The following is a 12,248-nucleotide window of genomic DNA, read 5'->3' on the forward strand; positions in this document are numbered from 1 at the left end:
GATGGTAGCCAGGGGTGCGGCCCGCTTCGGGCAAACCCCTGGTCCCCGGCGCGACGCGGATCGCCCCGGACCAGGGGTTCCCGCTCGAAGACTCGCTCCACCCCTGGCTACCATCCGCCGCCCCGTCCGGGGCTACAAGCACCTACTCCCTGCCCAGCACCAGGTCGACGACCCAGCACCCGCGGACGTGCGGCCCCGGCCCGCGGCAGTGCGCCAGCACGTCGCCGCTGTCGCACCCCGCGTCTTGGAGGGCATCCGCGAGAATCGGCATGGCGCTAAAGTCGCGCGACTTGTACATCTGCTGCGCGACGGCGATTGCGGTGGACGTTCGCCACTCCGGCGAGAACGCCACGGGGCGGAATGGGTTGCCGAAGATATCGCGGACGATTGAAGAGATGAACCGCCGTTCTTCTGCCGTCGATTGCGATTGCGACCACTCTCGCAAGATGCGGGAGTAGTTTCCCCCTTGTCCGAAAGTCAACCCGCTACGGAACTCGACGACCTCTGTGGCTTGTGCGGCTGCCATCGTCCAAAGTAGTTTTCGCCCGGCAAGGAGTCGCTCCTGAAGGCATTGCTTGAATCGGGTTGAGCGGTCATCCGAATGGCGAGGTTCGCTACGACCACGGAACGCATTCACGTCATCGAGCGAAATACTTCCGTCAGCGAAGGCCTCTGTGTAATCAACGAGCGGCGAGAGGTCGTCCGGCCACAAATGGTCTGGCAGTTGCCGGACACAGCCGCAAATGAACAGTCGCAGTCGGCGGTCACTGATTTGGCGACGAAAGTTGCCCTGTAGTGCACCCAGCAACAGGCCGGGTGGTTTCTCAGTATTAAGCCACTCCGCTTCGGTCATTGCTCACCCCTTCCGCAGCGCGTCCATGATCGCCCCCACGAACGCCGGGAGGTCGTCGGGCTTGCGGCTGGTGATGACGTTGCCGTCCACGACCACCTCGCGGTCCACGACCGTCGCGCCGGCGTTGGTCACGTCGTCCTTGATCGAGTGGAAGCACGTCACCGTCTTGCCCCGCAGGACGGTCGTACTGCACAGCACCCACGGGCTGTAGACAAGACTATCACCGCATGATACGCTTGATTCACAGGGGTTTTCTGGCCTTTCCCGCGTGAGTGCAAGCCGTGGCCAACTCAGAAGTCGCGTTCAGTTACACCCGATTCAGTTCAGCCGCTCAAGCCGACGGTGACTCGATCCGCCGGCAAAATGCCCTCCGCGACGACTGGTTGAAGCGTCACCCTGCCGTGAAGCTCGACACGTCGTTGTCGCTGGTCGATTCGGGCGTGAGCGGCTTCCGGGGGAAGCACCGGAGCGACAAGCGGAACGCGCTCGCACAGTTCCTCGACTTGGTGAAGCGCGGTCGCGTACCGTCGGGTGCGTGGCTGATCGTCGAGAGCGTTGACCGCCTGTCGCGCGAGCACCCGGAGGAAGCCCTCCCGTTCATGTACGACATCATCCGCGCGGGTGTCCGCATCGTCACGCTGTCGCCCACCGAGATGGTCTACCAAGAGGGAATGGATCTGGGCCGAACCCTGATGATGCTGATGGAGACGTTCCGCGGCCACGGGGAGAGCGCTCGCAAGAGTGACCTGTGCGGGCAAGCGTGGAAGGAGATCAAGAACCGCGCCCGCGAGTCGAAGGAACCGATGGGCAAGAACCTACATCCCGCGTGGGTGAAGATCGAGAACGGAAAGCACGTTCTCATCCCCGGTGCGGCTGACGCGGTGCGGACGATCTACAAGTTGGCCGCGAACGGCTGGAGTACCCCAAAGATTACGCGGCATCTGAACGAGTTGAAGGTGCCGGCCATCGGGAGGAAGGGCGAGTGGGTCCGAAGCTACGTCCAGAAGATCATCATGGATCGTTCCGTGCTCGGTGAGTACCAGCCGACAAAGGGGCGGCACCGCAGAGAGATCGACGGTGAACCGATCTGCGACTACTGGCCGCGCGTCGTGAGCGACGCACTCTTCGAGCGCGTCCGGAGCGGACGAGTCGAGCGCTCGACGCACCCGGACATTCGCGGTAGGGGGCGACGGGCGGCCCGCATCGTCCACTCGTTCTCCGGGATGCTCACGGACGCGCTCGACGACTGCCCGATGTACACCATCAAGGCGCGGTCGGCACCACGTTGTGAGCCAGAAGGGCTTTGAAGACCCGCGCGGCGACACGCACCGCCGAACGTTCCCGCTCGACGTCTTGCAAGCCGCACTCCTCAAGCGGATGCGCGAACTGGCGTCGGCCGACCTCTTCACCGACCCGACCGCCGGACTGCTCGCCGATGCGACCGCGAAGGTGTCTGCGATTGAGCGGAAGCTGAAGGTCGCGGTCGAGCGGTTCGAAGCCGACCCGGAGAACGCGACCTGGGCGGGGAAGGTTGACGAGTACGACCGCGAGCGGCGAGCAGCGGTCAGGGAACTCTCGCACGTCCGGGCCGAAGCCACGAACCCGCTCCCGGCCCGATGGGAAGAGGCCGTCGAGTTGATGGGGCAGACGGAGCCCGAGCGCCTGCGCCAGTCCCTCGCCACCTTGATCGACGACGTTCGGGTGCTGATCGTCAAGCGTGGGCAAACTCGGCTCGCGGCCGTCCAGGTGTTCTTCAAGGGCGGCTCCGAGCGGTCGTTCCTCGTCCGGTGGACACGCTCCGTCAGTCTCCCGCGGTGCAAGAAGCCCGAAGTCGTCAACGTCTACTCGTTCGTTCGGCACCCGAACGTCGCCCTCCCCAACGGGGGGACCGGAATCGCCCCCGGCTTGGACCTGCGGAACGCGGAAGACGTCCGGCAAGCGGAACTGGCGCTTCAAGGGCTTGACTGGAACAGCCACCTGCTTGAGTACGCGGACGGCCGCGAGATCCCAGGCGACGTGCGGTGCTGGCTCGGGTGCCTCGAATGGAACCACAGTTGACGTACCGGGCTCAGACTTCTGAGCCCGGCAACCATCGCAGACACGTTTGCATGTCTCAACGAGAGTGTATCATAAGTACCCCTTCCCGAACCCTCTCGGGAAGCGCACCAGAAGTGCCCTGAAACGCGATTAGCGCGCCGCTAGTGCGAAAACTCTTCTCCGCTGAGTCTTCTACCGCGCCGAGCCGTTTCGCGGCCATATCGAACTCCAGCGCGTGCTACGGCATTTCATGCGCGCGCCGAAATCTTGACTCCGACGTGACCAAATCTCCCGCGCTGTGTTACCGTCGGGGGTGTTGAGATGTTCGACTCACCGGCAGACCGCGTAGCGTTCCGGAGTTCGGAGCGCGTTGCTCACGGGATCGGTAGGCACTGAGAGAACGTCCGGCGAGTCGAACATCTCAACTCCCCCGACGGTGACACCACGCGAGCAACTCGGCAACGAGGGGCGTATCGTCGAACCGCGCGACGGACTCGGAGAACTTGGATTTGGATATGTTGCAAATGTGCGAATTCCTAGGGGTCTTTTGCAATTTTGGCGAATCGCAATCGGGGCAGTTGACAATCCCGATTGACGCGCGAAACTACAGGGAAGAACCTACGTGAACAGGCTTCCAGTTTCCGGGAGGGGAACTCGATGGAAAACGCTCGGCTCGAAGTTGGCATCGGCGACTTGGTCGAAGCGGCCCACGTCCCCTTCAAGGAGGTTTACCAAGGCCGCTACACCAAGGGCCGTGAGCCGTTGATCCCTGCAACACCGGGAGTGCGGAACACCGCGCGCTACTCACTGTGTCAGGTCGTCACCATCCGGGTCGCGCGCTTGCTCCACAAGCGCTTCAAGATTGACCCGGAGGACATGAAAGAGTTGCTCGACCGGCTCTGGTTCGCGCAGCCGGAAGAACTCCTGGCCGAGTTCAAACGCGGGAACACCAACCTCATTCTCATCGGCCGGAAGGCGTCGAACGAGTTCTTCCCGCCCTCTGCCGTGAACACGTTCGACGCGGAACTGAAGCGGATGGGCTTCCGTACAACGCCGGTCGTGGGTGTGAGCTTGGAGCGTGAATTCGAGCGCTGCGTCGAGATGTTGCTGGTGCCCGCCGAGACGAACTGAACGAGCCGAGTCAAATCTCTGAGCCGCAAGCATCCCGCTTGGGCTTTCTCCCCCGAGGAACGATTGAAATGCGCAACGGGGTGGTCCCGTTGTGAAGTTCTGTGTCCACCAATGCAGGCGCGGCCGAGAGTCCGACCCCCCTAGAAAAAGAGTGGGACTCAGAGCCGCGCGAAGGGATCTGCGATGTCCAGGGTAGCGCCTGCGGCGGCGTCGTCAAGCGACGTAGAAGAAATTGACGTGATTGCGGAACTGGTGGAAGACGCTCGTGAGGTGTCCGGGGATGAGTTGGCTGAGTGCAGAGCCATTGCGCTGGAGGCATTGAAGTACGCTGTAACGAACCGGGAACGACTCCGTTACGAACGTAGCGAGGTGTTGCCGCAGTTCGTGGCTCTGCTGATCCGGCTGCAACGCTACCACCATGACCGGCCGTTCTTCATGGGTTGCGAGTGGGCCGCTGCACAACTTGGAACGACCCGGACATACGTATGCCAATGGTGGCACTGCCTCATGAAGGCCGGCTTTCTGCACCGCGAAGTTGAGGGAGATCGGTTCAGGTTACGCGAGAAGGACGGCAAGCACCTGCCCGGGTGCGCGAGCGAATGGGAGTGGCGGGGTTGGCCCGCGCGGGAGTCTACTGGCGAGCAATCGAAAGTCGTCGTTGTCGCCCCACGGTCCGACGAGATCATCCGGGACGCGCTCGCTGAAATCGAGGCGCAGACGAAGGGCGACATGGAGTCGCAGTGTGCGGCCAAGGCCGCCGTATACAGCGTTGTGGCTCGGCTCAAACCAGCAGGACCGGAGCGAGACAACCTGCTGAAGACGGCCAAGTTCTTAGGATCGCGACACGAGGAGTTACAGAACGCTCGACTCGGTCGGAACACGATCTACGCGCCCGACCGACGGCACAACAATCCGGGCACGGTGCAGGGGACGAAACGTAGGTCGTCGAGCGACGAACCCGTAAGAGCGAATCCGGTAGCGCTCGATCAGTCCAGCCACCCCGGTTGTGGCAGGATGACGGCTCAGAGGTCTGAGTCGATCATAGGTGAGAAAGGCGGCCCCCGTGCGGTACAACGCAATCGTCGAGGTGATGCCCTTGTTCCGGGACGAGCGCGGGTTGACGCTGCCGCTCACGGGGGCACTCTTCGAGCTTGGCGGCATCGTTGGGTTCCTCGCGGACCAACTCCCGGCCCACACTGTCGTGATGAACGCGGTTCAGCCGGCGACCCACGCGCCGCTCCACGCGGTGCGGTGCGGGGCTTCGATGGCGGGCGCGGTTGACATGCTTCGAAGCTCGGCGCGACCGAGTGAGGAACTTCTGGAGGAACTTGCGCAGGGTCTCGGTGAGAGAGAGGCTGCGTTCCCGAACTGGAAATTCGGAACTGAGAGAGAGTTGTGTGAGCGTACTTGTGGCGCGCGGGGCAGTTGACCGCGCTCGGTTGGAGGGGGCCAACCAGCGTGCCCCCGCGAGACCCTATGGAACCTCGCCGCGCACGGGCCACCTGCCGTTCGGACCGCGTGGCGCTGCGCGGCGCAAGTCCGATTCCGAGCGGACCGGTCGCGGCCCCCGACGGTCCGAACCGCGCGCTCAGAAGTCTGAGCCCAACTGACCACCCAACCGGCGATGGGGGAACAGGAGCAATGTGATGAACCTTACCAACGCGCTGCGGGCGCACCTGGAGGCCAAGGGCTGGGTGCCGCAGAGGGCGACTGAGTGCCAGTGCAAGGACGTGACCGTCGCTCGGCTGCTGAGCGACGAGTTGTCTCACGACGAGTTGAATGAGTTTCTGAAGAACCGGCAGCCATCTACGAAAACCTCGGTCAAACTCCCGGCGAAGGGGCACGAGGGCAACGTAATGAATCCGCTGTTCAGCAACGTCCGGGTCAAGAACGCCACAGAGGCGTACTCGTCAACCAAGTCTGTCGCGAAGCACGCGAAGACGAACCGGCCCGTGACGTGGCTCGGGAAGCAGGTCGAGACGCACAGCGAGCGCGAGCTTGCGAAGCTCGGGGCGTGGATGAAGTGGACCGCGCTGCGGTCCGGCGCGGCCGTCGTGCTCACCGAGCACGAGAAGGGGCTGTGCGCCGACATCATCGAGAAGGACCGGTTCGCGGGGGAGGTGAACGGCCAGTGGAGCGCCGACGTCCACACCGACACCGTCAAGGCGCTCATCAACGACACCACCTCGGGCGGGAGCTACATCAACCCGATCTGGTTCGACGAGATGATCGTGCAGTTCCCCTTGCTGCACAGCGAGATTCTCCCTCACGTCACCGTCGTGGACGTGCCGCGGGGGGTCAACGTCCAGGGCGGGAGCATCGGGAACCCGACCGTCGTGTGGGGCACGGCGGAAGGGACGGCACAGACGGAGTTCGACACGACCGCGCTCGCGGCCCAACTGAACACCACGATCAAGCCCGTTCTGGTGTGGCTCACCTGCGGCCGCGACTGGCTCAGCGACGTGCCGGTGAACGCGGGGCAGTACCTCGTCGAGAACATCGGCGAGCGGATGCTCGCGGAACTCGACCGCGTCATCGTCAGCGGGGACGGCACGAACGAGCCGGCGGGCATCTCGGGGACCGCGGGCGTCACGGCCGTCAGCAGTGACAACAGCACGAGCGGGCCGCCGACCGTCGGGGATTATGAGTCCCTGATGTTCGCGGTCGGCAAGCAGTACCGCAACGACGCCCTGAACCCCGGCTTCATCGGCAACGACGTGTCGTACCGACGCGCCCGGGGCATCCCGGTCGGGCCGGCCGATGAGCGCCGCGTGTTCGGGATGGACGAGTCGTCGTACTCGATCCTCGAACACCCGTACCACGTCGCGAACGGGCTCCCGAACGGCACGACCATCTTCGGTGCCCTGAAGAAGTACCGGCTGTACCGCCGCGTCGGGAGTCAGGTCACCTGGGTCAGCGGCACCGATGCCACCCTGATGGCGAAGAACCTCGACGCGCTATTCGTCCGCGCGCGGTTCGGGGGCCGGGTGACCGATGCGTCGGCGTTCGCCATCACGACAGACGGGCAATCGTAACGATATCCGAACGTGGCGACGAGTGCCACGTTCCCCCGCAACAGCGGCTCAGAGGCTCTGAGCCGGGCGGTGGCGCGCGCGCCGGGGGCACCGGCGCGCGACTCGCCCCCGACGGCCCGACTGATTCCCGAACCCCGACGGTCGCGAAACGACCACACAACCGGAGCGCCCGCAGTGACGCCAGTAACCATCGAAATCAAGAACCCGGGCAACCGCTCGTACCTGTTCAAGCCCCTCATGCAATCCGTCCGCGGGGCCATCGACTTTCAATCGAGCCGCGACCCCGAGTGGTACGCACTCGGCATGGAGTTCGGGGGCAAGCCGATCCCGGGCCAGCGGATCATGCTCGACATCGAGACGGGCCGCGGGGTGGTGTTCGACCCGCTCCTGCTCCCCGAGAACGCGGCCACCGCGGACAAGCTCCGGGCGATGCTCTCCGGGCCGGTGAAGGGCTCCGGGATCAAGTTCGCCGAGCCCAAGGAGTCCACCGGGGTACACGCGGCGACGTGGCTGTGGCACATGCGCCGGGCGGTCGAGAGCGGGTGCGCGGTCGTCGTCTCGGGCGACATCAACGCCCAGGTGGACGGGGTGCCGCAGACGGAGTTCTTGCACAAGCGGCCGCAGCCGACGGACAGGCGCGACGACATCATCGCGACGCTCATCGAGCAGAACCGGACCCAGTCCGAGCAGATCGCGAAGCTACTGGCCGCGAAGTGACGCGCCGGCTCAGAGCCTCTGAGCCGCGCCCCGACCCGAACCCACGAGCCGACCCATGAACCAGCCCGAAGCGCACGCCCGGTTCGCCCTGATGACGGACCGCTCGTTCCTCGAAGGGGCCGACGAGACGGGCGACGCCTTCCCGGCCGTCGCGACCGCGCTCGCCGACCTGTCGGGGTGGCTCGACGCGGCGACCGGCGACGGCGACCTGCGGGACGCGGCCCGGCACGGTGAGTCGCTCTACCGTTCCGGGGTGCTGAGCCCGGACGAGGTGGCGGCCGCGGCCAACGACGTGATCGCAGCCGTGATGCGCTCGGTCGAGGCCGAGGGGCTGCACCTGCACCCGCACCAGGAGGCGACGCCGTGTACCGATTCTTGAGCCGCGTGCTGGCCCGCTGTGGCGACTCGGCGGCCCGGGGCCGGGTATTCGCCCTGGAGACGGAGCTTGCCCGCGCGCAGTCCCGCATCAGCGTCCTGGAGGCCGAGCGGGACGGCTTGGCCGAGGTCGTCGCCCGCGACCGCGCCCGGGTCGCCAGCGAGACCGCAACGTTCCACCGCGCGACCGTGGGGAGGTCGGACCAGTGAACACCGCGACGGCAATGAGGCTCTGTCGGCCCGTGCGGGGCTTCCACCGCTACCGCGTCAGGGAGGACGGGACCGTCTTCGTCCAGAAGTTCCACAACGGCCGCGGGGCGGACAAGTGGAAGAAGGTCTCGGTGCGGACCGAGGGCGGCGTCCCGTGCGTGCCGCTCACGCAACGGAGCGACGACGGAACCATGTTCAAGGTGCGCCTGCCCGTGTACTACGTCGTGCTCACCTCGTTCGTCGGGAAGCGGCCCCCCGGCCACAGCGTCCGCTTCCGGGACGGGGACGTGACGAACAACCGACTCGACAACCTCTCGTGGCACCCGCACCACACACCCAGCGAGGGCACCGACCGTGAGTAACGCAGTCGAGCGAGCGCTCCAGCGCTCGGAGATGATTCGGGCGAGCGTCAAATCGCCCCGCTCGGGCGACGTGATGAGCCGGTCCACCGCGATGGGGGCCATCGGGCTCGCGTCCGCGAAGATGACCCAGGCCCGCGAACAGGAGCGGCACAACTTCGCGTGGGTCCACGCCGCGGTCCGGGTGATCGCCCAGCGCATCGCGGGCCAACCGGTCCGGGTGGCGAAACGGGTCACCGCAGCGCCCGCGCCACTCCGCACCCCCGACGGTCGCGGGCTCAGAACTCTGAGCCGGCCGTGGGTGAGGGCCGCGCCCCCGTTCGTCAAGCAGATGTCGAGCCGGTTGGAGTTGCTCGACGAGCACCCGCTCCTCACCGCCATCGAGAACCCGAACCCGTACCTCACGGGCTCCGGTCTGCTCTACGTGACGGCGTTCCAACTCGAACTCACCGGCCAGTCGTTCTGGTGGATGCGCGACGGGGACGGGGGCGACCTCGGGACCGGGCTGGAAATCTGGCCGCTGCCCGCGTCGTGGGTCAAGCCGAACCACGACAAGAAGCCGTTCAGCAGCTACACCGTGACCCCGCTCTACTCGGGCGAGGAGTTCACGGTCCCGGGCGACGAGGTGTGCCGGCTGCACTACCCGGACCCGTCCGACCCGATCTTCGGGGCGTACTCGCCGCTGCAAGGCAACGCGACCGCGGTGACCACGGACGAGCACATTCAGGCCGCGCAGATGCGGCACTTCGTCAACGGCGTGTTCCCGGCGTTCGCGTTCATCGTCGGTCGGAGCCCGGACGTCAACGGCCAACCCGGCGACCGGCCCATGCTCACCAAGGAGCAGCGCGCCCAACTGTCGGTGGCCGTCAAGCAGACCTACCGGGGCGTCGGCAACGCGGGCGAGCCGCTCATCCTCGACCAGTTGATTCAAGACGTGAAGCGCATCTCCAACACGGCCGAAGAGATGGACTTCATGAACTCGTCGGGTCTCGTGAAGGACCGCATCACCCAGGGCTTCGGGGTCAACCCCATCAGCATGGGCCAAGTTGAGGGGGCGAACCGGGCGTCGAGCGCGACGGCCGACGACCACCTGTGCAAGTCGTGCGTGAACCCGAAGATCACGTTCATCAGCCAGTGCCTCACGCAGTGGGTCGCCCCGCGCTTCGGGGACGCGGTCGCGTTCATCGAAGAGGCGAAGGCGAGCGATCCGGACCAGGAGCGGCTCGACCGCGACCAACTCATCAAGGCCGGGGCGATGACCAAGAACGAACTCCGTCAGGCGCTCGGGATGGAACCGCGCGACGACGGTGACGAACTCATCGAACCGGGCCAACCGCCCCTCACCCTCGACGCGGGAGGTGCGGCCGCGTTGGGCCGCTCCTTTCGAGTTTCCCGCGTCCTGGCGGAAGCTGAGTGAGGGGTTCACGCGGTTGGCGAAGGCGCTCACGACCGACGAGCGGGCCGAGGGGTGGGCACGGTTCCAGGCGCTCGCGGAACGAGAGCTTGCGGCAGTGCTCGCGGACCACTTCGCGGCCGAGGACCGGGCGATGCTGTCGCACCTGCCCGGGGCGCTCGCGACCGTGAACGGAGGCGGGGACGTCGAGCAGGTCGCGGACGGGCTCGCACCGGTTGACGAACTCACGGCCGCGCTCGTCGAGGTCGCGGCCGGCCCCCTCGCGGCAATCGTCGAAGGGGCCGCGGCGCGCGAGTTGGGAGAGTTCGAGCCCCTCGACCGTCGGGGGATCGAAGCGGCTCGGCAGAAGGGCCGGCCGCACGGGCGCAAGCCGGCGTACCGCCTCCCGGCCGCGCTGCGGGACGACGTGAACGCCAAGCTCGACGAACTGGTGAGCGCGCCGTTCTGGTGCGACATCAGCAAGACCCGGCGCGACCGCATCGCCAGCGCGATCCGGCAGGGGCTCACCCGGCGCGAGTCGGCCGCCCAGATCGAGGCCCGCATCCGCGCGCTGTTCGGCCCCAAGACGGCACCGGCCCGCGCGGCGCTCATCGCGCGGACCGAGGCCAACTTCGGGGTCAACGCGGGGGCGCAGGTCGCTCGCGAGCGGCTGGCCGCGGCCGGGCTCATCGCGGGGAAGGTGTGGGCGTGCGTCGGGGACGCAGAGACGCGGGACACGCACCGCCGGGCCAACGGCCAGACGCGGAAGGTGTCGAGCAAGTTCCGGGTGGGCGGGTACTGGTGCCTGTTCCCCGGCGACCTGAGCCTGCCCCCGGCCGAGCGGTGCGGGTGCCGGTGCCAGTGCGTGAGTGTCCCGGTTGACGAGGACGAGTAACTGGCTCAGAGGTCTGAGCCCGAGCGGAGGGTCTGTCGTGTCCGTGTCGATGTGGGCGACGGTCGCGGGGTTCCCGAACTACCAAGTGAGTTGGGAAGGGGAGGTCGTGAGCCGCGCCCGGACGAAGGTGCGCCGGCTCAGGCCGAGCATCGACTCCGCGGGCTATCCGTCGGTCGAATTGTACCGGTCCGGGGACCGGCAGCGGGTGAACGTTCACCGGCTCGTCCTGGAGGCGCTCGCCGGACCGTGCCCGCCCGGCATGCAGACGCGCCACCTGGACGGCAACAAGCGGAACAACCGGGCGACGAACCTCGCGTGGGGCACGCCGGCCGAGAACGCGGCCGACCGCGCCCGGCACGGTACGATCCCGTGCGGCTCGCGCAGCGGGTCGGCCAAGCTCACCGAGGCCCGGGTTCGCGAGATCCTTCACCTCTACCAAACCACCTGCCCGAACCGCGCTGCGCTGATGCGCCAATTCGGGGTCTCCTGGTCAACCATCAACCGCATCGTGCAGGGCACGACCTGGGTGCGGGCCCTGGCGGGTTGAGACACCACGCCCGTCGTGGCGTGAGCCCTCGTTGGGCTGACGCCACGACGGCGGTCATGCCGGGCGGGGTTCACAAGTGAAAAGCGTTTAGACCCGTTTAGACCGACCCAGAATCAGCGCTGGAGGCCACCACTCGCCCTCAGTCGTCGGCTTACCCGAATCCCTCACCGTATCTGGATGACAGGATTGCTATCAACAGCTCCCAATCACCGATGACCATCTCCCACTCGCTCCCGATCCGCTCAAGATCGCGATCGTACTGCTCGGATGTCGTATCGGGGGCACCGAACAGGCTGTGAACTGCTCCGCCAAAAAACCGACCGAGCGTGGACGGCCGGCGTTCCATAAGGAGCGACTTTCGCATCGCCCAGCTTGACACCCTAGCTGCCCACAAGGTCAGGTCTGGATCGACCCCGGCTTTCGGGATGCTCGTGACCGCGCGGTTCAGCTCGTTCAGGCCGCTGACCTCTATTAGCAGCCTGTTGTCAGCAGCGCATGCGTTAATGATTTGGCATATGTTGCCATAATAAGACCGAGTCTTTTGCTCGTCCGCATTCACGATCCACCGCCCGACGCCTACATCACTCCAGATGCGTGATTCCTTCGGTCGTGATAAGAATCGCACCCTTGCAGGCTACCGCCAGGCGTGTGAGCCGACAAGGATATCGTACCAGACAGCCGGCCGGTTCTCGTCTC

The 12,248-nt window shown here is 66.1% G+C and carries 15 protein-coding genes; 12 read left to right on the forward strand and 3 right to left on the reverse strand.

Annotation, left to right across the window (positions count from 1 at the left end):
* Nucleotides 1-142 precede the first annotated feature (142 nt).
* A complete protein-coding gene (locus ACTIGN_RS25390; protein WP_439629120.1) occupies nt 143-853 on the reverse strand; it encodes a hypothetical protein in 711 nt (236 codons plus the stop codon).
* Nucleotides 854-856: 3 nt separating this feature from the next.
* Entirely contained in the window at nt 857-1,051 is a 195-nt protein-coding gene (locus ACTIGN_RS25395) for a DJ-1/PfpI family protein (RefSeq protein ID WP_439629122.1), read from the reverse strand.
* Nucleotides 1,052-1,134: 83 nt separating this feature from the next.
* Between ACTIGN_RS25395 and ACTIGN_RS25400 the strand changes: the two genes are divergently transcribed.
* The 12 genes from ACTIGN_RS25400 to ACTIGN_RS25455 all read left to right on the forward strand — a co-directional run bounded on the left by ACTIGN_RS25400 (nt 1,135) and on the right by ACTIGN_RS25455 (nt 11,552).
* On the forward strand, nt 1,135-2,160 hold the full coding sequence (locus ACTIGN_RS25400; RefSeq protein ID WP_439629212.1) for a recombinase family protein: 1,026 nt from the start codon (nt 1,135-1,137) through the stop codon (nt 2,158-2,160).
* Nucleotides 2,141-2,911: a hypothetical protein gene (locus ACTIGN_RS25405; protein WP_439629124.1), complete on the forward strand. Its 771-nt coding sequence runs from the start codon at nt 2,141-2,143 to the stop codon at nt 2,909-2,911. Before ACTIGN_RS25400 ends, ACTIGN_RS25405 begins: the two co-directional genes overlap by 20 nt.
* A 636-nt stretch (nt 2,912-3,547) precedes the next feature.
* On the forward strand, nt 3,548-4,021 hold the full coding sequence (locus tag ACTIGN_RS25410; RefSeq protein WP_439629126.1) for a hypothetical protein: 474 nt from the start codon (nt 3,548-3,550) through the stop codon (nt 4,019-4,021).
* A gap of 1,063 nt (nt 4,022-5,084) precedes the next feature.
* Nucleotides 5,085-5,450 carry a hypothetical protein gene (locus ACTIGN_RS25415; RefSeq protein ID WP_439629128.1) on the forward strand — a complete coding sequence of 122 codons (366 nt, stop codon included), beginning with the start codon at nt 5,085-5,087 and terminating at the stop codon, nt 5,448-5,450.
* 217 nt (nt 5,451-5,667) lie between these two features.
* On the forward strand, nt 5,668-7,056 hold the full coding sequence (locus ACTIGN_RS25420; protein WP_439629130.1) for a phage major capsid protein: 1,389 nt from the start codon (nt 5,668-5,670) through the stop codon (nt 7,054-7,056).
* 174 nt (nt 7,057-7,230) lie between these two features.
* Nucleotides 7,231-7,773 carry a hypothetical protein gene (locus ACTIGN_RS25425; RefSeq protein WP_439629132.1) on the forward strand — a complete coding sequence of 181 codons (543 nt, stop codon included), beginning with the start codon at nt 7,231-7,233 and terminating at the stop codon, nt 7,771-7,773.
* 55 nt (nt 7,774-7,828) lie between these two features.
* Nucleotides 7,829-8,152, forward strand: a complete 324-nt coding sequence (locus ACTIGN_RS25430; RefSeq protein WP_439629134.1) for a hypothetical protein — start codon at nt 7,829-7,831, stop codon at nt 8,150-8,152.
* The gene (locus ACTIGN_RS25435) at nt 8,137-8,358 is read left to right on the forward strand and encodes a hypothetical protein (RefSeq protein ID WP_439629136.1); all 222 of its coding nucleotides are present in this window, start codon (nt 8,137-8,139) and stop codon (nt 8,356-8,358) included. Before ACTIGN_RS25430 ends, ACTIGN_RS25435 begins: the two co-directional genes overlap by 16 nt.
* The gene (locus tag ACTIGN_RS25440; protein WP_439629138.1) at nt 8,355-8,720 is read left to right on the forward strand and encodes an HNH endonuclease; all 366 of its coding nucleotides are present in this window, start codon (nt 8,355-8,357) and stop codon (nt 8,718-8,720) included. The genes ACTIGN_RS25435 and ACTIGN_RS25440 overlap by 4 nt, the downstream gene beginning before the upstream one ends.
* On the forward strand, nt 8,713-10,134 hold the full coding sequence (locus ACTIGN_RS25445; protein WP_439629140.1) for a phage portal protein: 1,422 nt from the start codon (nt 8,713-8,715) through the stop codon (nt 10,132-10,134). Before ACTIGN_RS25440 ends, ACTIGN_RS25445 begins: the two co-directional genes overlap by 8 nt.
* 13 nt (nt 10,135-10,147) lie before the next feature.
* Nucleotides 10,148-11,005, forward strand: coding sequence for a phage minor head protein (locus tag ACTIGN_RS25450; RefSeq protein ID WP_439629142.1), 858 nt, complete (start codon nt 10,148-10,150; stop codon nt 11,003-11,005).
* Between the two features lie 37 nt (nt 11,006-11,042).
* A complete protein-coding gene (locus ACTIGN_RS25455; RefSeq protein ID WP_439629144.1) occupies nt 11,043-11,552 on the forward strand; it encodes an HNH endonuclease signature motif containing protein in 510 nt (169 codons plus the stop codon).
* Nucleotides 11,553-11,703: 151 nt separating this feature from the next.
* Here ACTIGN_RS25455 and ACTIGN_RS25460 read toward each other — a convergent pair whose 3' ends face one another.
* On the reverse strand, nt 11,704-12,111 hold the full coding sequence (locus ACTIGN_RS25460; protein ID WP_439629146.1) for a hypothetical protein: 408 nt from the start codon (nt 12,109-12,111) through the stop codon (nt 11,704-11,706).
* Nucleotides 12,112-12,248 lie beyond the last annotated feature (137 nt).

Source organism: Gemmata sp., from assembly GCF_051859125.1.
Taxonomy (GTDB): Bacteria; Planctomycetota; Planctomycetia; order Gemmatales; family Gemmataceae; genus Gemmata.

Coding starts and splice junctions, on each gene's coding strand:
- ACTIGN_RS25390 (WP_439629120.1), bottom strand. CDS start 853: ATGACCGAAGCGGAGTGGCTTAATACTGAGAAACCACCCGGCCTGTTG.
- ACTIGN_RS25410 (WP_439629126.1), top strand. CDS start 3,548: ATGGAAAACGCTCGGCTCGAAGTTGGCATCGGCGACTTGGTCGAAGCG.
- ACTIGN_RS25420 (WP_439629130.1), top strand. CDS start 5,668: ATGAACCTTACCAACGCGCTGCGGGCGCACCTGGAGGCCAAGGGCTGG.
- ACTIGN_RS25430 (WP_439629134.1), top strand. CDS start 7,829: ATGAACCAGCCCGAAGCGCACGCCCGGTTCGCCCTGATGACGGACCGC.